Annotated in this window: 20 protein-coding genes; 4 read left to right on the top strand and 16 right to left on the bottom strand. The window is 59.8% G+C overall.

What is annotated here, in order from left to right; translation table 11 throughout:
• Positions 1-2 precede the first annotated feature (2 nt).
• A complete protein-coding gene (locus tag ABIE16_RS23990) occupies positions 3-245 on the bottom strand; it encodes a DUF2790 domain-containing protein (RefSeq protein ID WP_223500404.1) in 243 nt (80 codons plus the stop codon).
• A gap of 121 nt (positions 246-366) precedes the next feature.
• Between ABIE16_RS23990 and ABIE16_RS23985 the strand changes: the two genes are divergently transcribed.
• A complete protein-coding gene (locus ABIE16_RS23985; RefSeq protein ID WP_429522096.1) occupies positions 367-1,299 on the top strand; it encodes a LysR family transcriptional regulator in 933 nt (310 codons plus the stop codon).
• Positions 1,300-1,370: 71 nt separating this feature from the next.
• Positions 1,371-2,060, top strand: coding sequence for an energy-coupling factor ABC transporter permease (locus ABIE16_RS23980; RefSeq protein ID WP_349736310.1), 690 nt, complete (start codon positions 1,371-1,373; stop codon positions 2,058-2,060).
• A gap of 35 nt (positions 2,061-2,095) precedes the next feature.
• Here ABIE16_RS23980 and yacG read toward each other — a convergent pair whose 3' ends face one another.
• The 4 genes from yacG to ABIE16_RS23960 are packed head-to-tail and all read right to left on the bottom strand — an operon-like array spanning position 2,096 to position 5,004.
• On the bottom strand, positions 2,096-2,296 hold the full coding sequence (yacG, locus tag ABIE16_RS23975) for a DNA gyrase inhibitor YacG (RefSeq protein WP_102672246.1): 201 nt from the start codon (positions 2,294-2,296) through the stop codon (positions 2,096-2,098).
• Positions 2,293-2,916 (bottom strand): dephospho-CoA kinase, encoded by a 624-nt coding sequence (coaE, locus tag ABIE16_RS23970; protein WP_057713261.1) that lies wholly within the window; start codon positions 2,914-2,916, stop codon positions 2,293-2,295. The genes yacG and coaE overlap by 4 nt, the downstream gene beginning before the upstream one ends.
• The gene (locus ABIE16_RS23965) at positions 2,913-3,785 is read right to left on the bottom strand and encodes a prepilin peptidase (protein ID WP_102672244.1); all 873 of its coding nucleotides are present in this window, start codon (positions 3,783-3,785) and stop codon (positions 2,913-2,915) included. The genes coaE and ABIE16_RS23965 overlap by 4 nt, the downstream gene beginning before the upstream one ends.
• Position 3,786: 1 nt before the next feature.
• Complete coding sequence (locus ABIE16_RS23960; protein ID WP_429522095.1) at positions 3,787-5,004, bottom strand: type II secretion system F family protein; 1,218 nt, start codon at positions 5,002-5,004, stop codon at positions 3,787-3,789.
• 227 nt (positions 5,005-5,231) lie between these two features.
• Here ABIE16_RS23960 and ABIE16_RS23955 point away from each other — a divergent pair, with 227 nt between their 5' ends.
• A complete protein-coding gene (locus ABIE16_RS23955) occupies positions 5,232-5,654 on the top strand; it encodes a pilin (protein ID WP_429522094.1) in 423 nt (140 codons plus the stop codon).
• Positions 5,655-5,954: 300 nt separating this feature from the next.
• Entirely contained in the window at positions 5,955-6,311 is a 357-nt protein-coding gene (locus ABIE16_RS23950) for a BON domain-containing protein (protein ID WP_223500415.1), read from the top strand.
• Between the two features lie 267 nt (positions 6,312-6,578).
• On the opposite strand, the gene ABIE16_RS23945 is transcribed toward ABIE16_RS23950, so the two are convergent.
• The 11 genes from ABIE16_RS23945 to ABIE16_RS23895 all read right to left on the bottom strand — a co-directional run bounded on the left by ABIE16_RS23945 (position 6,579) and on the right by ABIE16_RS23895 (position 20,706).
• Positions 6,579-6,872 (bottom strand): DUF2845 domain-containing protein, encoded by a 294-nt coding sequence (locus ABIE16_RS23945; RefSeq protein WP_173677975.1) that lies wholly within the window; start codon positions 6,870-6,872, stop codon positions 6,579-6,581.
• Entirely contained in the window at positions 6,872-9,829 is a 2,958-nt protein-coding gene (locus ABIE16_RS23940) for a DUF748 domain-containing protein (RefSeq protein WP_429522093.1), read from the bottom strand. Before ABIE16_RS23940 ends, ABIE16_RS23945 begins: the two co-directional genes overlap by 1 nt.
• A 93-nt stretch (positions 9,830-9,922) precedes the next feature.
• Positions 9,923-10,939, bottom strand: coding sequence for a class I SAM-dependent rRNA methyltransferase (locus tag ABIE16_RS23935; protein ID WP_429522092.1), 1,017 nt, complete (start codon positions 10,937-10,939; stop codon positions 9,923-9,925).
• A gap of 182 nt (positions 10,940-11,121) precedes the next feature.
• Positions 11,122-11,991 carry an oxygenase MpaB family protein gene (locus tag ABIE16_RS23930; RefSeq protein WP_429522091.1) on the bottom strand — a complete coding sequence of 290 codons (870 nt, stop codon included), beginning with the start codon at positions 11,989-11,991 and terminating at the stop codon, positions 11,122-11,124.
• A gap of 130 nt (positions 11,992-12,121) precedes the next feature.
• Positions 12,122-14,059 (bottom strand): acetate--CoA ligase, encoded by a 1,938-nt coding sequence (gene acs, locus ABIE16_RS23925; RefSeq protein ID WP_429522090.1) that lies wholly within the window; start codon positions 14,057-14,059, stop codon positions 12,122-12,124.
• A 231-nt stretch (positions 14,060-14,290) separates the two neighbouring features.
• Positions 14,291-15,955, bottom strand: coding sequence for a glucose-6-phosphate isomerase (pgi, locus tag ABIE16_RS23920; protein WP_057713271.1), 1,665 nt, complete (start codon positions 15,953-15,955; stop codon positions 14,291-14,293).
• 224 nt (positions 15,956-16,179) lie between these two features.
• Complete coding sequence (panD, locus tag ABIE16_RS23915; protein WP_003228271.1) at positions 16,180-16,560, bottom strand: aspartate 1-decarboxylase; 381 nt, start codon at positions 16,558-16,560, stop codon at positions 16,180-16,182.
• A gap of 234 nt (positions 16,561-16,794) precedes the next feature.
• Positions 16,795-17,655 carry a pantoate--beta-alanine ligase gene (gene panC / locus ABIE16_RS23910; protein WP_429522089.1) on the bottom strand — a complete coding sequence of 287 codons (861 nt, stop codon included), beginning with the start codon at positions 17,653-17,655 and terminating at the stop codon, positions 16,795-16,797.
• Positions 17,652-18,452 (bottom strand): 3-methyl-2-oxobutanoate hydroxymethyltransferase, encoded by an 801-nt coding sequence (gene panB, locus ABIE16_RS23905; protein WP_057713273.1) that lies wholly within the window; start codon positions 18,450-18,452, stop codon positions 17,652-17,654. The genes panC and panB overlap by 4 nt, the downstream gene beginning before the upstream one ends.
• Before the next feature lie 364 nt (positions 18,453-18,816).
• Positions 18,817-19,302: a 2-amino-4-hydroxy-6-hydroxymethyldihydropteridine diphosphokinase gene (folK, locus tag ABIE16_RS23900; protein WP_429522088.1), complete on the bottom strand. Its 486-nt coding sequence runs from the start codon at positions 19,300-19,302 to the stop codon at positions 18,817-18,819.
• 3 nt (positions 19,303-19,305) lie between these two features.
• Positions 19,306-20,706, bottom strand: a complete 1,401-nt coding sequence (locus tag ABIE16_RS23895) for a polynucleotide adenylyltransferase PcnB (protein WP_056728631.1) — start codon at positions 20,704-20,706, stop codon at positions 19,306-19,308.
• Between the last annotated feature and the right edge of the window lie 416 nt (positions 20,707-21,122).

Genomic DNA, 21,122 nt, shown 5'->3' with positions numbered 1-21,122 from the left:
GATCACAGGTTGCTGGTGCAATCCCCCATGACGTTGTAGGTCACACGGTGGGTCTGGCCTTGATGATCGACATACACCATGGTCGCCGGTACGACCCCGCACGCTGTCGCGGTGTTCGACACAGAAACCACGCTGGCGATGTCCAGTGGCTGCGCCGGGTTGTACAGGACTGCGAGGGGCTCGTTGTCAGCGGCCATGGCCGAGGTGGCGATGACGGTCAGCAACAGGCTGATCAACGTTTTCATGTTGGCGTGCTCCGTGTCGGTTTTGATGTCTGAATTTTAGTCTTTGCCACCGACGGATAAAGGGGCGAACGGCGGATGCAGCCTTACATAAAACGTAACAGTCATCGCCCGAGGGGGGCTTATGGATGTGCTTAACAACTTGCGCGTATTCATCCGGGTGGTGGACTGCGCCAGTTTCACCGGGGCTGCCGATGCGCTGGATCTGTCGACCGCGCAGGTATCCCGATTGGTGGCGGATCTGGAGGAACATGTACAGGCGCGTCTGCTACAACGCACCACGCGGCGCTTGAGCCTGACCGACGCCGGCGAGCGCTTCCTGCTGCGCAGCCGGCAAATCGTCGAGGCCATGGATGAGGCGACGGCCGAGGCCCGCGGCGCTCATATCAATCCGGCCGGACGCCTGCGGGTGCACAGCATGAACGGCCTGGGTGTGCTGCTCACGCCGTTGATCGCCCGCTACAGCGAGCTTTATCCCGATGTGGTGTTCGAGCTGACCTTGTCGCAGCGCAATCCCGATCCGCTGGAGGAAGGGCACGATGTGGTGATTTCGATCGCTCCGGAACTTGCCGATTCGCAAATGGTTGCGCAAGCCATCGGGCAGATCTACAGCGTGCCCTGTGCCTCCCCGGCCTATCTGCGACGCCGGGGTGTGCCGCAGCAGCCGCTGGCGCTGAGCGATCATCATTGCCTGCGCATGCTCGACCCGCTGTACGGCGATCAATGGCTTTTCCAGGACCAGGACGGCGAGCACGCCGTCAGCCCGGCCAAGACCTTTCAGTGCAATGTTGCCGAGTCGATGGTCAAGGCTTCGGAGGCGGGCATGGGCATCAGCCTGCTGCCGTTCTACACCGCGACGCGGCCCTTGAGCGACGGTACTTTGCTGCGTGTGTTACCTGCATGGCGCCTGCGCGAGCGCAATGTGTATGCGCTGTATCCTTCGCGACGCTTTCTCGATGCCAAGGTCCGCACCTGGGTGGACTTTCTCAAGTCTGAGCTACCGAAGCTGTTCGCCGAACATGACGCGGTGATGAACGATCCGCAGCATTGGGCTTGAAGTCGAAGGGCATGCGGGCGGCGGTGTAGACTGAGTGCCTGTTGTTCTTCGCCTGGGAGGCGCACCTAGCCATGATCGGTGCAGAGTTGCTGTCATCGCAAACCCTTGCGGTCGGCTGGCTGATCTATGTGCCGGTTTTGATCTGGGCGATCTGTCGCGCGCCGTGGGTTGAACTGTTCACCGACAGCCGTCGTCAGCATCTGCTCTTTGGAACGGTGTTTGCGCTGTTTCTGTTGTGGCTGGTGCGGCGCGACTTTGATACCGGGGTGTCTTACCACTTCATCGGCATGACCGCAGTGACGCTACTGCTGGACTGGCCGCTGGCGCTGGTGGGTGGCCTGGTGGCGCAAACGGGGCTGGTGTTGCTCGGGCGACAGGACCTGGTGGCGGTCGGGATCAATGGCGCGCTGTTGATCGCGTTGCCGGTGCTGGTCACCGAGTGCTGCGCCATTCTGGTGGAGAGGGCGCAGCCACGAAATCCCTTCGTGTATATCTTCGTTTCCGGATTTTTTGCCGCCGCGCTGTCGGCGTTGCTGTGTCTGCTGCTGGCGCTTTGGTTGTTATGGTTCGACGAGCGTTTTGCCATGCCGTACTGGCTGGAAGATTTTGTCGGATATCTATGGCTGATCATTTTTCCCGAAGCGTTTATCAACGGCATGATCGTCAGTGCGCTGGTCGTGTTTTGTCCGGAGTGGCTTGAGACGTTCAACCGCACGCGCTACCTCTCGGCTCCCTGGAAGGACGACGATCCCAAGTCCTGATCCGCATCAAAACCTGGAATCGCCCACTCGATGGATCAATGGCGCGGGTCGAAGTCACCGCTGAACATCTCGTCCTCGGCATCGGGTGCCACTGGAATCTTGTGTTCTTCGGACGCCCAGGCACCCAGGTCGATCAGTTTGCAGCGGTCGGAGCAGAATGGCCGGAATTTGCTCTCGGCGGTCCATTCCACGGGGGCGCCACAGGTTGGGCAGTCGACGGTTGTTGGTTGGCTCATGACTGGCCTCCACGCAAAGAAAGATAAAAATGATGCAGGCGTTCGACCTCGCTGTGCAGCCAGGCAAGGTCGCGGTCGTTGACCACGACGTCGTCGGCATGGTTCACGCGATCCTGACGGCTGGACTGGGCCTTGAGGATCGCCTGGACTTGCTGCTCGCTGGTCTGGTCACGTTGCAGGGTACGCTCGATCTGCAATTGTTCGGGGGCATCGATCACCAGCACCCGTTGGGTCATGGCGTATTGCCCGGACTCGATCAGCAGCGGCGAAACCAGAATCGCATAAGGCGATTTTGCCAGCGCCAGGTGGTGAGCGATTTCTTCGCCGATCAGCGGATGCAGGAGGGCCTCCAGCCAGCGGCGTTCTTCTGGCACTTCGAAAATCAATTTGCGTAGCGCGGCGCGGTCCAGTTGCCCGTCGGCCTGCAGGACGCCGGGGCCGAAGTGTTCGGCGATTTGTGCCAGTGCCGGGCGACCGGGTTCAACGACCCAGCGAGCGGCATGATCGGCGTCGACCACATGCACGCCAAGATCGATGAAGTGTTGGGCGGCCGCACTTTTGCCGCTGCCGATGCCGCCGGTCAGGCCGAGAATCCAGGGTTTTTCCACAGGGCTATTCATTTCAAACCGACAAACTGCCAATAGAGGTCGGTTATTTGACCACCCCAGAGCAACGCAATCCAGCCGGCAATGGCCAGATAGGGACCGAAAGGGATCGGCGTCGAGGTTTTTGCATTGCGCCAGCGCAGCAGCATCAGCCCGATAATGGCCCCCACCAGCGAGGACAGCAGGATGGTCAGCGGCAAAATCTGCCAGCCACCCCAGGCGCCCAGCATCGCCAGCAACTTGAAATCACCGTAGCCCATGCCGTCCTTGCCCGTGATCAGCTTGAACAGCCAGAACACCGACCACAGCAGGCTGTAGCCGGCTATCGCCCCCCAAAGCGCCTCATGCAACGAGACGAACAGGCCGAAACTGTTGACGATCAACCCCAGCCATATCAACGGCAGCACCAGTACGTCCGGCAATATCTGATGCTCGGCGTCGATCAGGCTCATCGCCAGCAAACCCCAGCTCAGGACCAGCATCAGGCAGGCGGGCCAACCGAAGCCGAAGTGCCAGGCAACAAATGCCGACAACAGGCCGCAGGCCAGTTCGGTCAACGGATAGCGCGGGCTGATCGCGGCCGCACAGGCTGAGCAGCGGCCGCGCAAAAACACATAACTGAGCAGCGGGATGTTTTCCCAGGCGCGGATGCGGTGACCGCAGTGCGGGCACTGGGAGTGGGGCAGCAACAGGTTGTAGGTCGGCAGCGGCGTTTCGCCTGGCAGCCCGAGAATGTCATGGGCCTGCTCGCGCCAGTCGCGTTCGAGCATTTTTGGCAGGCGCCAGATCACGACATTGAGGAAGCTGCCGACCAGCAGGCCGGTGATGCCTGCGAGAAGGACAAAGGCCAGCGCAGATTGAGTCAGGATTTCATTCAAGGGCATGTCAGATCGCTGAGCCAAGTTGGAAGATGGGCAGGTACATGGCAACTACCAGTCCACCGACGATAACACCCAGCACCACCATGATGAACGGCTCCATCAGGCTGGTGAGGTTATCGACCATGTTATCGACGTTGTCTTCGTAGAACCCCGCGACTTTGTCGAGCATAGCGTCCAGGGTGCCGGACTCTTCGCCAATTGCAGTCATTTGTATCGCCATGTTCGGAAAGACGCCGCAGGTGCGCATGGCGAAATGCAATTGCATGCCGGTCGAGATGTCCTGCCGGATGCGCAATACCGCGCGCTTGAACACGCTATTGCCGGTCGCACCGGCCACTGATTCCAGGGCCTCCACCAGCGGTACACCCGCTGCGAAAGTGGTCGACAGTGTACGGGCGAACCGGGCCACGGCGGACTTGTGCATCAGGGTGCCCACCAGCGGCAGTTTCAGCAGCCAGGTGTCCATCCGGTCACGCAAGGCCGGGGATGTCCTGAGGGCGTGGCGTACGCCGAAGGTCATCGTGATCAGCGTGACAAGGACCACCCACCACCAGGCTTGCATGAATTGCGAGAGGCCAATGACCATCACGGTGAAGGCCGGCAGTTCGGCGCCAAAGCCTTTGAACACCGATTCGAACTGCGGCACGACATTGACCAGCAGAATCCCGGTGACAATCGTCGCGACGAACACCACCACCAGCGGGTAGGTCATGGCTTTCCTGATCCTGGCCTTGAGGCTTTCGCTTTTTTCCTTGTAGGTCGCGACTCGCTCCAAAAGGGTGTCGAGGGCACCGGCCTGCTCGCCGGCATCCACCAGGTTGCAATACAGCTCATCGAAATACCGGGGCTTCTTGCGCAGGGCGGCGGCGAAACTGCTGCCTGCCGCAACTTCCTGTTTCAGTTCGTCCACCAGCTTGCGCATGGCCGGATTGTCGAAGCCCTCGCCGATGATGTCGAAGGACTGCAACAACGGCACGCCGGCCTTCATCATCGTCGCCATTTGCCGGGTGAACAGGGCAATGTCCTGGGCCTTGATACGCTTGCCCATGCTGAAAACCGAATGGTTTTTTTTGCGAACCTTGCCCGGACTGATGCCTTGCTTGCGCAGTTTCGCCTTGATCAGCGCCGGGTTTTGAGCGCTGAGTTCGCCGGTCACTTTTGTGCCTTTGCGGTCGATGCCTTCCCATGCATACACGCTGATTTTCGCTGCTTTGACCGCCATGTTCAGTCCTGGGTATTCCGATTGAATTGCTCTTATAGCCTAGTCAAAGGATGGGGCCAAACCCGCAGGGGTGATGTGACAAAAAACGTCAGATAGTACTGATCCTGGTAGCAAGTAAGGGCTTTGCGGCCACCATGCCCCCTGCCAACAGGGGCTTCTGGCCTTGGCACAGGCTGTGCTGCCATGGGGCAGGTCATGAGCCTTCGACTCATGCATGGAGCTTGTAAATGAACAATCAAAAAGGTTTTACCCTGATCGAGTTGCTCGTCGTGGTGGCGATCATCGGGATCCTGGCAACCCTGGGCCTGCCGATGTATTCCAAGTACCAGGCACGGGCCAAGGTCACGGCGGCGATGGCTGAGCTGACTGCAATGAAGGTGCCGTTCGAGGATGTGATCAACCAGGGGGAAACCCCGACAATTGCCAACGTGGCGCCGGCCGGCAAGACATCGACCAACCACTGCGCCCTGTCTGTGACGGCTACAACGCCAGCGGGAGCGGGATCAATCGTTTGTACGTTGCACAATGCCCCGGGGGTGGTCCAGGGCAAAACCGTCACCCTGACACGGGACGAAACCAAAGGCTGGTCATGTAAAAGCAGCGTTTCCGAGGATTACTTGCCTAAAGGGTGTTCCGGTTCTGCGGCATGAATTGCTGAATCAAGTCCCCGCTTTTGCGGGGATTTTCCTGTTTGTCGACCCGTCGTCAAATGTTGCAGATAAAGCTCAGAAATTTCAGCATCTTAGGAACTTTCCATAAACCCGCAACTTGCATGCAGTGTTTCTGCTTCTCGTGCATTTTGCATGATTCCGAAAATTGGCTGATTTCATAACTTTTTGATTTTTAAGGTTTTTATCTTTGTTTCAAAGTTGGCACAGCGTTCGCAATACCCTTGGTAACCCTGCCGACAAGACATCCGGCAGACTTTCCGAAAAACAGGAGTTACTCGTATGAAGAAGTTCGCTATCACTGCCGCTGCTGCTACCGCGCTGACCCTGACCATGGCCAACGCCGCGTTTGCTCAAACCACCCAGGCAACCCAGTCGCCAATGGTGCTGGCTGCCGGTGAAATGACCGAAGTGAAAGAAGATACTTCCGATACCTGGATCACCACCAAAGTCAAGGCTGACCTGATGACTGAAAAAGGCATTCCAGGTAGCGACATCAAAGTTGAAACCAAAAAAGGCGTGGTATCGCTGTCGTCGACCACCGCCGTGACCGATTCGCAAAAAGAAGCGGCTGTGGCCATCACCAAGAAAATCAAAGGCGTCAAAGCGGTCTCCGCTGACGGCCTCAAAGCCGAGTAAGGCAAGGCTTCTCGCCTGGACCGGGAGAAGGCGCGACAGACGGGCAGAGTCATACGTCTGTTGCAACCTGAGTGTTCATGCGAAGGGCCATAAGGATGTGGCCGTCACAGGCCCCGCGCATTTATTGCCGGGGCCTGTTCTATATGTAACGCTGAAAACCCAATGTGGGAGCGGGCTTGTTCGCGAAAGCGGTGTGTCATTCAACCAATAAGTTGACTGATCTATCGCCTTCGCGAGCAAGCCCGCTCCCACATTGGATAGTGCTAATCAATTTCCGCGTTTACTGGTGATCTGCTTCAACCGATTACCTTCGAACCGCAAGTATTGATACATCCCGCCATTCGGTCCGTAGGTCCACTCCTCGACCTGAAACTCCTCGCGTCGATCGGCACTGCGCTTGTACCCCAGCAAGTCGCGGCTGACCGGCTCACCGCATTTCTGCACGACCTCACTCGAGCGGTCGCCGACGCTGATCAACTGGCTGCCACAGCGCAGGGTATCGGCCGCCCAGGCCTGACTGACGGAGAGCGCCAGAGCCAAGCCTGCCAGCTGCCGATGCATCACTCGGCATCCAGATGCATCGGCGTCACCACGCGGCCGTCGCTTTGCGCCTCGCCCAGATTGGCATCGATGAAGTACACCCGGTCATCTTCCAACTGGGCCTTGTCGACCAGATAATCCTTGATGCTGCTGGCGCGTTCCTGGCCCAGTTGACGCAACAGTACGTCGCTGGCACTCCAGAACTTGATCACCTCGGCACGCATTTTCGCGGTGCGTTCTTCCTTGCCCAGGTCCTTCCATTCGGCAGGGGGCTGGGTTTTCAGGCGGGTGCGGTAGATACCTTCGAGCAGCGGGCCCTTTTCTCCGTCCGGCACTTCCAGCAACGAAGCCTGGGCCGGGACCTTGTCACCGCGGCGCTGGAGCATTTTGTAGTAGTTGTACTGGTATTCACGCTCCAGGCGTTGTTCGGCGATCAGCGGGCCATCGCTGCTCTGGGCGGCGGTGCCTTCGATTTCCAGGCGCAGGGCCGGGCGTTCCTTGAGCGCCTTGGACAGTTTGTCTAGGGCGCCTTCGGCGTCCTTGCTCAATTCGCTGGAACCGGCTGCGAATGAAACGCTGCCCAGGTCTTCCGAACCACCACCGTTGACCAAGCCGCCAATGAGTTTGAACGGTGCTGCCGCGGCCTTGACGATCAGGTTGCGCAGGGTCTGCCAGATAATCGGCATGACGCTGAACTGAGGGTTGTTCAGGTCGCCAGTGACCGGCAGTTCGATGGAGATCTTGCCGTCGACGTCCTTGAGCAAGGCAATGGCCAGTTTCAGTGGCAGGCTCACGGCATCCGGGCTGTCGACTTTTTCACCCAGTTGCAGTTGTTCGACCACCACTTTGTTTTCAGCTTTGAGCTGACCCTTGGTGATCTGGTAGTGCAGGTCGAGATTGAGCCGGCCCTTGCGGATACGGTAGCCGGCGAACTTGCCGGAGTAGGGCGTCAGCGTGGTCAGTTCCACGCGTTTGAAGCTGGTGGCGATGTCGAGGCTGGCCATCGGGTCGAACGGATTGACCGAGCCCTTGATGGTCACCGGTGCGTAGCGATCGACCTTGCCCTTGACGTCGACACTGGCCGGTTTCGGCCGGCGGCTGTCGATGGTGCCGATCTGCCCATTGAGTTGCTGGATGGCGGTGGCGAAGTTCGGGGTCAGGCTGAAGTCGGCAAAGTTGGCCGAACCGTCATTGATGAAAATGCCGCCGATGTGGATGCCCAGCGGTTTTTCGTTGCTGGCCGGTTTGTTCGCCGCCGTTTTTGCCCCGGAATCCGCTGGCTGTGGAATCAGCAGGTCATCGATGTTGGTGGTGCGATCATCGTTGATCATGAAGCGCGCATAGGGCTGGAACAGGTTGATCTTGTCGATCGACAGGCTGTCCCCATGCTGATAGTTCAGGCCTTCGACCACGACCTGCTGCCACTTGAGGAAGTCGCGGGTTTTCAAGGTGTCCAGGGTATGCAACTGATCGACCTGGGCACGGCCGGTGACGCCGAAGGCCAAGGGCTCGGTGCTTTTCAGGTCGACCGCCAGATCGCTGCCGAGCATGCCGCTGCGCAGTTCCAGGCGAATGAACGGCGTGATGTAGGACTGGGCAACCCGCAGGTCGATGTCCTTGGTCTGTACCTTCAGCCTGGCGCTGACCGGGGCCAGGTTGACCTCGCCGTCGGCCATGATCTTGCCTTGCTTGCCTACACCGGTATCGAGCTTGAGGGTAAAGGGGGAACCGTTGAGGCTGTCGAAATTTTGCAGGTCGAGGTTCAGCGGACTCAGTTCCAGGGCGACGGCGGGTTGTGCCTTGCGGTCAGCCAGATGCACCTTGTAGTCGCGCAGTTGCACATCCTTGAGCAGCACTTGCCAGGGTTTGTCTGGTGCGGCCGGTTCAGGTTTCGGTGAGTCTGCCGCCGCCGGAGTGCCGGTCGGTTCGGCATCCGCCTTGGCTTTGGCAGCGGGTTTGGCCGGCTGGCTGGCGAACAGTTTCTGCCAGTCGAGTTGGCCGTCCGATTCCAGCGCGGCCCAGGTTTCCAGTTTGTGGCTGCGGATCTTGCCCACCACCACTTGCTGCTTGGCCAGGTCCACGGTGGTTTCGCTGACGTCCAGGCGCTCGAGCTTTACCAGCGGCCGGCCATCCGGAGCCTTGATCGCGAAGGGGGCGATGCTGACCGCCACATTGCTCAGTAGCAGCTCGGTTTCCTTGGCCAGGTTGAGTTTGTAGTCGGTGCTGATGCTCATGACGCCGTTTTCGAGATCCAGTGGCACGGCATCGCGCACATAGGGCCAAAAGGCTTTCATCTTGCCGTCAGTGATTTTCAGCTTACCTTCGGAGGCGATCGGGATCAGGCTGAAGTTGCCGGTCCAGTCGATCTGTCCGCCATTGGGGCCGACGGCCACCAGGGTCATGTCTGCGCTGTCATCGGGCAGGGTACTGAGGTTCTTCAGTTCGAAATCGAGTGTGTCGTAGAGAAACTCGATGGGCTCGCTGGGCCGGGCATCTTCAAAATGCACGGCGCCGCCCGCCAGTTTGATCCGCTCGATGCGCAGTGGAAACGGCTTGGCATCCGGGTCGGCCGGCGTGGGTTCGCTCTCTGGCAGTTTGAACAGCCCGAGCAGATTGAGTTTGCCGTCCTTGCTGAACAGGATTTCGGTCTTGGGCTTGGTCAGTTCGACATCAGACAGGTGCACCGCCTTGGTCCACAGGCTGTCGAATTGCAGATTGGCGTACAGGCGCTCGAAACCGACCTGCTCCTTGCCGGGTTCGCCGATGTTCAAGCCCCAAAGGGTCAGTTCAAGGCTGAACGGATTGAATTCGATCCGCTGGATGGTCGCGGGTGTGGTGGCGTAGTTGGCCAGTTGCTGGTTGGCAACGCGCAACGCGACACCCGGTAAAATCAGAAAACCCAGCAAGCTGTAGAGGGCCAGAGCAGTCAACAAGGCGCCGATGGCGCGAATCAATCCTTTGTGCATGTGCGGCTTCATCTGTCTGAATCGGAGTGCGTTGGAGTATGGCACGCGTTTCCGGTTCCGAAGTGATTGGCCTGTTCAGGAATTTTCAGATTTCTCCGACGACGGTCAGAGCTGCAGGATCAGGGTTTTCAGCGGTGGCTGTTGATCCATTGACGGAAAATCGGCGCCCGGTTTCATCACGGTCCATTCACGCACCGGCCGCCCGGCCTTCTCTGCACAACGCAAAACCTGTTCGCGCCAGTCGTCCATGCTGACTTTCGCCAGGTTGTTGCAGCAGATCAGCACGCCGTTGTCGGCAGTGGTCAGCAAGGCCGGTTTGAGCAGGCTCTGGTAGTCGCGCAGCAGGTCGACGGTGCCAAATGCACTCTTGGCCCAGGCCGGAGGGTCCAGCAGCACCAGATCGTACTGGCGCTGTTCCAGGCGCTGATAGCTCGGCAGCTTTTGCCCGCGGCGCTGGCTGATCGGCAGGCCGGCCAGTTGGCGAATGGCCGGGAAGTAGTCGGACTGGATAAATTCCATGGTCGGCAACTGCGGGTTGAGCTGCCCGTTCTCCCGACCGACCGCCAGGTTGCCTTCGGCGAAGTCCAGGTTGCACACCTCGCGTGCGCCACCAGCGGCGGCACTGAGGCCGACACCACAGGTGTAGGCAAACAGGTTCAGCACGCTTTTGTTCTTGCTGTGATCCTTGACCCAGCCGCGGGTGTTGCGCAGGTCGAGGAACAGCAGAGGGTCCTGTCCGGCATGGCGACCGCGTACCCGATAGTTCAGGCCCCATTCGTGGCCGACCAGGTCTTGCAGGGCGGCTTCGTCGGCGCGGTAGACGATGTCATCGCGATCGATGCGCGAGTTGCCACGGGAGCGGTCGTTGTAGACCAGCAGGGTTTCAAAACCCAGGTGTTGATTGATCGCTTCGTGCAGTTGCAGCAGCGTCTCGCGCTCCAGCGCATGGTGGAAACTTTGCACCAGCAGCTGCGGGCCGTAGCGGTCGATGGTCAGGCCAGCGGCGCCTTCCTGGCTACCGTGGAACAGGCGATAGCAATCGGTGCCTTGCAGGTGCAGTTCGGCGAGCAGGTCCTGGCGTTGATCGAGGGCGGCGCGCAGCGCCTGATTCAAGGAAGACATGCTGGGCGCCTTGCAGGAGAGAATTGGGCGCGGGAGTTTAACAGTTTTGGCGCGGGACCGAGGCGCTGCCTTCGCGAGCAAGCCCGCTCCCACATTGGATTTTCTGTGAACATAAAACTTGCGATCGACATAGATCCAGTGTGGGAGCGGGCTTGCTCGCGAAGCTTTTGACTTTGTTCTTTCTAAGTAATCCCCATCCGCCGTTTAGCCCGCTGCACCGAACCGTTACGCACCGCCCAGCGCAGCATCGGCGCACTGCGATTGACGCTGGCGCGGATCAGCTTGCGTTGCAGCGGGTTCTGGCTGACGCCGAGCATGTCGCTGGCCCAGTCCGGCAGCAGGTCGATCCCGGCCTGCATCATCAGACCGCCGAAAGGCTTGACCAAGCGACTGGGGGAGGGGGCGTTCAGCAACAGGCGCAGGACTTCACGACTGCGCTCGTCGCACAGCAGTTGAGGACGGATGCGCTTGAGGTAGTCGGCAATTTCCCGCCGCGAGCGGGGCACATCCCGGGCGCCCAGGCGTTCGGCGACCAGGGCGATTTCCGCGTAATAGCGATCCTGATCGACCGGGGACAGGTGCGGGTTGCGATAGCGCAAATGCGCGGCGAGGAAGTTGCTGACTTCCGCCACATGCACCCACGTCAGCAGTTCGGGATCGCTGGCGGCGTAGGCACGTCCGTCCGGCGCTGTACCGGTGATCTGCAAATGGATGGTGCGGACTTTTTCGATCAGCCAGTCGGCATCCTGTCGAGAGCCGAAGGTGGTGCCGGAGATGAACTGCCCGGTGCGGCGCAGGCGGCCGAGCATGTCTTCACGAAAGTTCGAATGGTCCCAGACCCCGGCCAATGCCAGCGGGTGCAGGGCCTGCAGCATCAGGGCACTGATGCCACCGATCAGCATGCTGCTGAAATCGCCATGGACTTGCCAGCTCACCGAGTCTGGCCCGAACAGCCCGGGGTCGCCCTTGGGGTTTTCCAGGTCGAGTTTGCCCAAAGACAAACCGGTCAGGCTCATGATCTGGGTTTCGATGCGGGTGCGGATGAATTCCATGGCCACTCTGTAATTTTCTGTAGGAGCGAGCCTGCTCGCGATGGACGTTAACGGTAACGCGTTTCTCCTGAATGTACGCGGCGCGCTTGAGTTCATCGCGAGCGAGCTCGCTCCTGCAGAAGACAGAACGTTATTGATTCAGGCGTTTATCGATCAAGCCTTGTACCACGCTTGGATCGGCCAAGGTCGAAGTGTCGCCCAGATTGTCCAGTTCGTTGCAGGCGATCTTGCGCAGAATGCGCCGCATGATCTTGCCTGAGCGGGTTTTCGGCAAGGCCGGCGCCCACTGGATCAAGTCCGGTTTGGCGAAACTGCCGATTTCCTTGCTGACCAGGGCCAGCAATTCTTTCTTCAGTTCATCGTTGGTTTCGACGCCGTTCATGGGGGTGACGAAGACATAGATGCCTTGGCCCTTGATGTCGTGGGGATAACCGACCGCAGCGGCCTCGGCGATGTTCTCGTGCAGCACCAGGGCGCTTTCCACTTCGGCGGTGCCGATACGGTGGCCGGACACGTTGATCACATCGTCGATGCGCCCGGTGATCCAGTAGTCGCCATCTTCATCGCGCCGCGCGCCGTCACCGGTGAAGTAGTAGCCGGGGTAGGGCTTGAAATAGGTGTCGACCATGCGTTGCGGGTCGCGATAGACACTGCGGATCTGTGCAGGCCAGCTGGACTTTATGGCCAGTACGCCGCTGCCGGCGCCCTTGATTTCCTTGCCTTGCTCGTCGAGCAGCACCGGTTGCACGCCGAACATCGGTTGTGTCGCACAACCGGGCTTGATCCGCTGGGCACTGACCAGCGGGCTGAGCATGATGCCGCCGGTTTCGGTCTGCCACCAGGTATCGACGATCGGGCAACGCTCTTCGCCGACCTCATGGAAATACCATTCCCAGGCTTCCGGGTTGATCGGTTCGCCAACCGTGCCGAGTAGCCTGACGCTGGCGCGGGATGTTTGCTTCAACGGTTCCGGGCCTTCGCGCATCAGTGCGCGCAAGGCCGTCGGGGCAGTGTAGAAAATGTTCACCTTGTGCTTGTCGATCACCTGCCAGAAGCGCGAGGTACTCGGGTAGTTCGGCACGCCTTCGAAAATCAGCGTGGTCGCGCCGTTGGCCAGCGGACCGTAGACGATGTAGCTGTGGCCAGTGACCCAGCCTACGTCGGCGGTGCACCAGAAGACTTCGCCGTCGCGGTAGTCCAGCACGTACTTGAAGGTCATCGCTGCTTGCAGCAGGTAGCCACCGGTGGTGTGCAGCACGCCTTTGGGTTTGCCGGTGCTGCCGGAGGTGTAGAGGATGAACAGCGGGTCTTCGGCGTCCATCGGCTCGGGCGGGCAATCGGCGCTGGCTTCGCGCAGGGCCTGCTGGTACTTGATGTCCCGTCCTTCGACCCAGTTCACCAGCCCCTTGGTGCGCTCGACCACCAGAACGCTGCTCACGCCCGGGCAGCTTTGCAGCGCCTTGTCGACGTTCTGCTTGAGTGGCACGACCTTGCCGCCGCGCACGCCTTCGTCGGCAGTGATCACGGTGCGGCAGTCGGCGTCGAGAATGCGGTCGCGCAACGAGTCCGGGGAGAAGCCGCCGAACACTACCGAGTGCACTGCACCGATGCGGGTACAGGCCAGCATGGCGTAGGCCGCCTCGGGAATCATCGGCATGTAGATGCACACGCGGTCGCCTTTTCTCACGCCACGGTTTTTCAGCACATTGGCCAGGCGGCAGACGTTTTCATGCAGTTTTTTGTAGGTGATCGATGTCGAGTCGGCAGGGTCGTCGCCTTCCCAGATGATGGCGACCTGATCGCCGCGTTTCTCCAGGTGCCGGTCGATACAGTTGTAGCTGACGTTCAATTGCGCACCGGCAAACCAGCTGGCTTCACCGGTTTTCAGGTTGTAGCGCTGGACGGTTTCCCAGGGCGCGCTCCAGTCCAGAAAGCGCGTGGCCTGTTCGGCCCAGAAGGTGCTGGGGTGTTCGACGGATTGGCGGTACAGGCGCTGATAGTCGTCTTGACTCAATTGTGCGGCCCGGCGGACGGCATCGGCTTTGGGGAACGTGCTGATATCGAACATGACGGTTCCTTATGCTTGTTTTGCGACAAGGATAAAGATGCGCCGAGAGGTCCATGGGTTCAAGTCAGATACAAAACAACTGTGGGAGCGAGCTTGCTCGCGATGAGGGCATGGCGGTCAACATGGTTGTCGACTGACAGTCCGTCATCGCGAGCAAGCTCGCTCCCACAGGGAATTGTTTTTGCCCACAGGATTCGGGTTGATCCAAAGCCCGTGGGTTGTGCTATCAAATCACCCGCGGTGACGACCACGGAAGTAGTTGATCAGCCCTTGGGTCGAGGCGTCCTCGGCCGGGGTTTCTTCGCTGCCGACCAGGCGGTTGTAGACGCCTTTGCCCAGCTCCTTGCCCAGTTCCACGCCCCACTGGTCGAAGGCATTGATGCCCCAGATCACGCTTTGCACGAAGACTTTGTGTTCGTACATCGCCACCAGAGCGCCGAGGCGACGCGGGCTGATGCGCTCGACCACCAGGGTGTTGCTCGGACGATTGCCCGGGATCACCTTGTGCGGCGCGAGTTTCTGCACTTCGGCGTCACTCATGCCTTTGTCGCGCAGCTCGGTTTCGGCCTCGGCAAGGGTCTTGCCGAGCATCAGCGCCTGGCTCTGGGACAGGCAGTTGGCGTACAGCCACTGGTGGTGGTCGGACACTGGGTTGAAGCTGACGATCGGCACGATGAAGTCGGCCGGGATCAATTGGGTGCCCTGGTGCAGCAACTGGTGGTAGGCGTGCTGACCGTTGCAGCCGACGCCGCCCCAGATTACCGGCCCGGTGTCTGTGGACACTGGCTTGCCGTCCTGGCGCACGCTCTTGCCGTTGGATTCCATGTCCAGCTGTTGCAGGTGCTTGGTGATGTTACGCAGGTAGTGATCGTACGGCAGGATCGCGTGGCTTTGCGCGCCCCAGAAGTTGCCGTACCACACGCCGAGCAAGGCCAGCAGCACCGGCATGTTCTGTTCGAAGGGCGCGGTCAGGAAGTGCTGGTCCATGGTGTAGGCACCGGACAGCAATTCCTTGAAGTTGGACATGCCGATGGCCAGGGCAATCGGTAGACCAATGGCCGACCACAGCGAGTAGCGCCCGCCGACCCAGTCCCACATCGGGAAGATGTTCTCTTCGCGGATGCCGAACGCTACCGCGGCGGCGTTGTTGCTCGATACCGCGATGAAGTGGCGATACAGCTCGGCTTCCGAACCACCCTGGGCCAGATACCAGGCACGGGCAGCCTGGGCGTTCTTCAGGGTTTCAAGGGTGTTGAAGGATTTCGACGAGACGATGAACAGCGTGGTCTCGGCGCGCAGCTTCATGGTCAGTTCGTGGAACTCGCTGCCGTCGATGTTCGCCAGGTAATGGCAACGCACGCCTTTCTGGGCATAGGACAGCAAGGCTTCGGACACCAGCTCAGGGCCGAGGAAGGAGCCGCCGATGCCGATGTTCACCACGTCAGTGATCGGCTTCTCGGTGTAACCGCGCCACAGACCGTCGTGGATACGGCCGACGAGGTCGGTGATCTGGTTCAGTACCTTGTGCACTTCCGGCATCACGTTGACGCCATTGACCGACAGCTTGTCGCCGACCGGGCGGCGCAATGCCGTGTGCAGGGCCGGACGACCTTCGGAAGAGTTGACGATTTCGCCATCGAACAGCGACTTGATCGCGCCCTTGAGGTCGACTTCGTTGGCCAGGCCCACCAGCAGATTGCGGGTCTCGGCGTTGATCAGGTTTTTCGAATAGTCGAGAAACAGGCCGCAGCTGCTGAGGGTGAATTGAGTAAAACGCTGCGGATCGGCATTGAAGGCTTCGCGCATGCTGAAGTCCTGCATGGCTTGGCGGTGGTCATTCAACGCTTGCCAGGCGGGCAGAGCGGTAACGTCGTGAGGAGTGCGGTAATACGCCATCGCTGCGGGTTTCCTTATTACTTGAACGGCCTTTTGAACACTAAAAATCCCGGAGCGCTGTGGGTGGGCGTTCCGGTCAACTGCGTCGACACGATTTCATGGCGCAGGGCGAATACAGTAAACCCCACGCAATGATCTGTCTTGACTTTGTCTGACCTGTTTCCGGTACTTTTTTAACATCGAAGTTAGGAACGGCCCGACAAACGGAAGAGACAAGACTCGTATCAGGCAACCTGGACCGGAATGGCATTGCTGGTGTGGCTCAGTTCATTGCCCGGTGCCATGTAGAGCATGCGTGGCTTGAAGTTGAGCAGTTCGGCTTCGCTGTAATGAGCGTAAGCGCAGATGATCACGCGATCACCGACCTTGGCCTTGTGGGCAGCGGCGCCGTTGACCGAGATCATGCGCGAGCCTTCTTCGCCACGGATGGCGTAGGTGGTGAAGCGCTCGCCGTTGTCGACGTTGTAGATCTGGATCTGCTCGTACTCACGAATACCGGACAGGTCCAGCCATTCACCGTCGATGGCGCAGGAGCCTTCGTAATCGAGTACAGCGTGGGTGACTTCGGCGCGATGCAGCTTGGCTTTGAGCATGATGGCGTGCATGAGTATTTCCCAGGTCGGAATCGAACGGCGGGCAGTTTGCCCGAAGGGGTTGTGGGCGGCAATACGAATGAAGCGAAGGGTTTGAAGTGTACTTTTGTGGCGAGGGGGCTTGCCCCCGTTCCAGTGCGTAGCACTGGCAAAATTTCGGAAACGCTCGAAAGTTTGGGGCCGCTTCGCAGCCCAACGGGGGCAAGCCCCCTCGCCACAGACTCACTCCACAGAATTCGAGAGTGTTTAGATTGGCGCGTCGAGGTTCAGGTGCAGGTTGTCGATCAACCGCGTCGTACCGAGGAACGCCGCCACCAGAATCACCAGGTCACGATCCTGCGCCGTCGCCGGGCGCAAGGTCAGGGCATGGCGGATTTCCAGATAGTCAGGACGCAGGCCGGCTGCTTCGAGCTGTTTGATCTGGGTGCCGATCAGCGCCGGGTAGTCGCGTTCGCCCTGCTTGATCGCTTCGCCGATCGCTTTCAGCGTGCGATAAACCACCGGTGCCACAGCGCGTTGCTCTTCGCTGAGGAAACCGTTGCGCGACGAAAGCGCCAGGCCATCGGTTGCGCGAACAGTGGGCTCACCGATGATCTGGATCGGCATGTTCAGGTCATGAACCAGCGCGCGAATCACCGCCAGTTGCTGGAAGTCTTTCTCGCCGAAAATCGCCAGGTCCGGCTGGACCATGTTGAACAGCTTGCTGACCACCGTCGCCACACCTTCGAAATGCCCCGGACGACTGGCGCCGCACAGACCTTCGGACAATTGCGGGACACTGACGCGGGTCTGGCCGGCCATGCCGTCGGGATACATTTCTTCAACGGTGGGGGCAAACAGCAAATGGCAACCGGCCTGGAGCAGTTTTTCCTGGTCGGCGGCGAGGGTGCGCGGGTACTTGTCGAGGTCTTCGCCAGCACCGAATTGCAGCGGGTTGACGAAAACGCTCGCCACCACGAAGTCCGCCCGTTGGGAGGCTTTGGTCACCAGCGCCACGTGGCCGCTGTGCAGGTTGCCCATGGTTGGCACAAAGGCGATGCGTTTGCCTTCGCCACGGGCTCGGGCCACGGCGGCCCGCAGTTCGCGTACGGTTTTTACGGTGTTCATGCAGAGAATCCGTGTTCGATCCCAGGGAAAGTTGCCGCTTTGACTTCAGTCACGTAGGCATTCAATGCAGCGTCAATGCTGGTCTGGCCAGTCATGAAGTTTTTCACGAATTTCGGCACGCGACCGGTAATGGACAGGCCCAGCATGTCGTGCAGAACCAGCACCTGGCCGTCGGTGCGATTGCCGGCACCAATACCGATCACCGGAATCTTCACCGCCTGGGTGATTTCTTCCGCCAGTTCGCTCGGGACGCACTCGAGCAGCAGCATTGCCGCGCCAGCCTGTTCCAGGGCGATCGCGTCGGCACGCATCTGCCGCGCCTGGTTTTCATTGCGACCCTGGACCTTGTAGCCGCCAAGGATGTTCACCGACTGTGGCGTCAGGCCCATGTGCGCGCAGACAGGGATGCCGCGCTCGGCCAGCAGGCGGATCGAGTCGGCCAGCCACAATGCTCCTTCGACCTTGACCATGTGCGCGCCGGCCTGCATCAACAGGGCGCTGTTGGTCATGGCTTGCTCGGTGGTGGCGTAGGCCATGAAAGGCAGGTCGGCGAGGATCAGGGCATCGCTGTTACCGCGTTTGACGGCGGCCACGTGGTAAGCCATTTCCGAGGTGGTGACAGGCAAGGTGCTGTCGTGGCCCTGCAGAACCATGCCGAGGGAGTCGCCCACCAACAGCACTTCGACGCCGGCCTGATTGCAGGCGTGGGCGAAGGTCGCGTCGTAGCAGGTCAGCATGGTGATTTTTTCACCTTTTTGCTTCAGACCTTGCAGGGTGGTCAGGGTGATGGCTGGCATGAAAAGTTCCTCATTCAGGCGCTGTGGAAACTACTGCGAGTAACGCGCGTGATTCTTCGTTGAATACAGGCGCACGCTCTTTCGTCGTGCTTTTAAGGCCTGGATTGCGCCCTTGAACGCCGTGTAGGCGGCAGCGGGACGCCTATAGTCGTGAGGAGAACGAGGGAAGTCAATTGCGTGTGTTACCGCATTGTTACGGGTGGGGTGTTACCGGGGTAACTGATGCGATTCAGCAGCAGATCTTGTGCGCGACACAAAACCAATGTGGGAGCGGGCTTGCTCGCGAAGGGCGCATCAGATTCAACATTAATGTTGATTGATACACCGCTTTCGCGAGCAAGCCCGCTCCCACAGGGTATTTGTGTCACGTCGGGAGGAGGCGTTCCAGGCCGACGAACGGGCATGCCTTGAGCAGTTCGGTCAAGTTCCGGCCATCGGCCAAGTGCAGATCCGCAGGTGCCAGTTCCGCCAGCGGATACAGTACGAAGGCCCGTTCCTGCATGTGGTAATGGGGAACCTTGAGGCGCGGTTCGTCGATCAGGCGATCACCGAACAGCAGGATGTCGAGGTCCAGCGTGCGTGGTCCCCAACGCTCAAGACGTTCGCGACCCTGGCCGTTTTCGATGGCCTGCAAGGCATCCAGAAGATCCAGCGGCGCCAGTGTGCTGTCGAGAGCGGCGACTGCATTGGTGTAACGCGGTTGGCCGGGCAGAAGCGAGTCACTTTGGTAAAACGCAGAAACCCTGACCAGCTGCGATTGCGGCAACTGCGCCAGCGCTTCGACGGCGCTGCGCAATTGTTCGGCGGGGTCAGCCAGATTGCTGCCCATGCCGATGTAGATGCGTTCCATGGATTACTCGCCCGTGGTGCTCGAAGCGCCGGCAGCGCGTTTGCGCTTGGAGCCACCGCTGCGGCGACGCTTGCGCGGGGCGCCGGTGCCTTCGTCCTTGCCGCTGAGGTCGCGAATCATGTCGCGACGCTCGCTTTCGTTGGCGTCCTGATAGTCCGTCCACCATTCGCCCAGGCCATCGGTCTGCTCGCCGGCGCTTTCACGTAGCAGCAGGAAGTCGTAGCCGGCGCGGAAGCGCGGATTGTCCAGCAACAGATCGGCACGCTTGCCGCTGCGGCGGGGCAGGCGTTCCTGCATGTCCCAGATTTCGCGGATCGGCATGGTGAAGCGTTTCGGAATCGCAATGCGCTGGCACTGCTCGGCAATGAGCTCGTGCGCCGCTTCCTGCATCGCCGGAATCGGTGGCATGCCACGCTCCTGCAGGCGCAGGACGCGGGCCGGCAGGGCAGGCCAGAGCAGGGCTGCAAACAGGAATGCCGGGGTTACCGGTTTGTTCTGCTTGATCCGCAGGTCGGTATTGATCAGGGCTTCGCTGATCAGGGTGTGGGTGTACGTCGGGTTGTATTCCAGTGCTTCGGCGCTGGCCGGGAACAGTGGATCGAACAACTGCAGGTCGACCAGCATTTCAAACGTGTCGGCGGCATGGCCGGAGAGGAACAGCTTGAGCACCTCTTCGAACAGACGAGCCGACGGGATCTCGCGCAGCATCGGCGCCAGGCCGCGGATCGGCAGGGCGCTGTGTTTTTCGATGCCGAAGTTCAGCTTGGCGGCGAAACGCACGGCCCGCAGCATCCGTACCGGGTCTTCCTGGTAGCGTTGCGTCGGATCGCCGATCAGGCGGATCAGGTGATTGCGAATGTCGTGTACGCCGTTGGCGTAGTCGAGGATGCGTTCGCTGACCGGATCGTAATACAAGGCATTGATGGTGAAGTCGCGACGTTGCGCGTCCTCTTCCAGGGTGCCGTAAACGTTATCGCGCAAGATGCGCCCGCTTTCGTTGCGCGAAGACTGGTTGCTGTCTTCCTCGTCTTCGTTTTGCGGGTGATTGGCGCGGAAGGTCGCGACTTCGATGATTTCGCGGCCGAAGTGGATGTGCACCAGTTTGAACCGGCGCCCGATGATTCGCGCGTTACGGAATTCGGCCCGTACCTGCTCGGGTGTGGCGCTGGTGGCAACGTCGAAATCTTTCGGGGTGATACCCAGCAGCATGTCGCGCACGCAACCGCCAACCAGATAAGCCTGATAACCGGCGTTCTGCAGGCGTTCAACGATATTCACCGCGTAACGGCTGAATTGCGCCTTCTGCAGCGAGTGTTGGCCGCTGTTGAGCACTTCAGGCGTGCTGCGAATGTGTTGCGTAGGACGCTTGGGAGAACGGAATGACTGGAACAGCTTCTTCAGCATGGGATGCACTGTTTGAAGGAATATTCGGCCATAACAGAAGAATGACCGCATGATGGGCGGGGATTCTAGCATTTAGTCGGGGGATGGTGTAGGACACTGTGGGAGCGAGCTTGCTCGCGATGGTCGTGAACGATGACGCGGAAAACCGGATGCCCAGTGCTGCCTGTGGTTTTTTCGCGAGCAAGCTCGCTCCTACAGGTACAGGAAGCGGTTATGGGGGGGGAATCGCAGAAACCACAAGGGGAGCCGAAGCTCCCCAAGAAGTAGTTGCATGCTCTATTTTTATTTTTGGTTTCGGGCTTCTTGTTTTTGTTGAGTGCCCTCGCCATGAAGCTTTCCTTCATGACCCTCCCAATCGGGAGCCAAGAGCAAACGGATTGCTTTGGTCGCTGAATTGCAGTGATCTTTCGATCCAA

Source organism: Pseudomonas sp. 2725 (genome assembly GCF_050434585.1).
Classification (GTDB): Bacteria; Pseudomonadota; Gammaproteobacteria; order Pseudomonadales; family Pseudomonadaceae; genus Aquipseudomonas; species Aquipseudomonas jessenii.
Note: the sequence above shows the minus strand (reverse complement) of the source record. Positions and strands in the feature narration are given on the sequence as shown.

Coding starts and splice junctions, on each gene's coding strand:
- ABIE16_RS23990 (WP_223500404.1), bottom strand. CDS start 245: ATGAAAACGTTGATCAGCCTGTTGCTGACCGTCATCGCCACCTCGGCC.
- ABIE16_RS23985 (WP_429522096.1), top strand. CDS start 367: ATGGATGTGCTTAACAACTTGCGCGTATTCATCCGGGTGGTGGACTGC.
- ABIE16_RS23980 (WP_349736310.1), top strand. CDS start 1,371: ATGATCGGTGCAGAGTTGCTGTCATCGCAAACCCTTGCGGTCGGCTGG.
- yacG (WP_102672246.1), bottom strand. CDS start 2,296: ATGAGCCAACCAACAACCGTCGACTGCCCAACCTGTGGCGCCCCCGTG.
- coaE (WP_057713261.1), bottom strand. CDS start 2,916: ATGAATAGCCCTGTGGAAAAACCCTGGATTCTCGGCCTGACCGGCGGC.
- ABIE16_RS23965 (WP_102672244.1), bottom strand. CDS start 3,785: ATGCCCTTGAATGAAATCCTGACTCAATCTGCGCTGGCCTTTGTCCTT.
- ABIE16_RS23960 (WP_429522095.1), bottom strand. CDS start 5,004: ATGGCGGTCAAAGCAGCGAAAATCAGCGTGTATGCATGGGAAGGCATC.
- ABIE16_RS23955 (WP_429522094.1), top strand. CDS start 5,232: ATGAACAATCAAAAAGGTTTTACCCTGATCGAGTTGCTCGTCGTGGTG.
- ABIE16_RS23950 (WP_223500415.1), top strand. CDS start 5,955: ATGAAGAAGTTCGCTATCACTGCCGCTGCTGCTACCGCGCTGACCCTG.
- ABIE16_RS23945 (WP_173677975.1), bottom strand. CDS start 6,872: ATGCATCGGCAGCTGGCAGGCTTGGCTCTGGCGCTCTCCGTCAGTCAG.
- ABIE16_RS23940 (WP_429522093.1), bottom strand. CDS start 9,829: ATGAAGCCGCACATGCACAAAGGATTGATTCGCGCCATCGGCGCCTTG.
- ABIE16_RS23935 (WP_429522092.1), bottom strand. CDS start 10,939: ATGTCTTCCTTGAATCAGGCGCTGCGCGCCGCCCTCGATCAACGCCAG.
- ABIE16_RS23930 (WP_429522091.1), bottom strand. CDS start 11,991: ATGGAATTCATCCGCACCCGCATCGAAACCCAGATCATGAGCCTGACC.
- acs (WP_429522090.1), bottom strand. CDS start 14,059: ATGTTCGATATCAGCACGTTCCCCAAAGCCGATGCCGTCCGCCGGGCC.
- pgi (WP_057713271.1), bottom strand. CDS start 15,955: ATGGCGTATTACCGCACTCCTCACGACGTTACCGCTCTGCCCGCCTGG.
- panD (WP_003228271.1), bottom strand. CDS start 16,560: ATGCACGCCATCATGCTCAAAGCCAAGCTGCATCGCGCCGAAGTCACC.
- panC (WP_429522089.1), bottom strand. CDS start 17,655: ATGAACACCGTAAAAACCGTACGCGAACTGCGGGCCGCCGTGGCCCGA.
- panB (WP_057713273.1), bottom strand. CDS start 18,452: ATGCCAGCCATCACCCTGACCACCCTGCAAGGTCTGAAGCAAAAAGGT.
- folK (WP_429522088.1), bottom strand. CDS start 19,302: ATGGAACGCATCTACATCGGCATGGGCAGCAATCTGGCTGACCCCGCC.
- ABIE16_RS23895 (WP_056728631.1), bottom strand. CDS start 20,706: ATGCTGAAGAAGCTGTTCCAGTCATTCCGTTCTCCCAAGCGTCCTACG.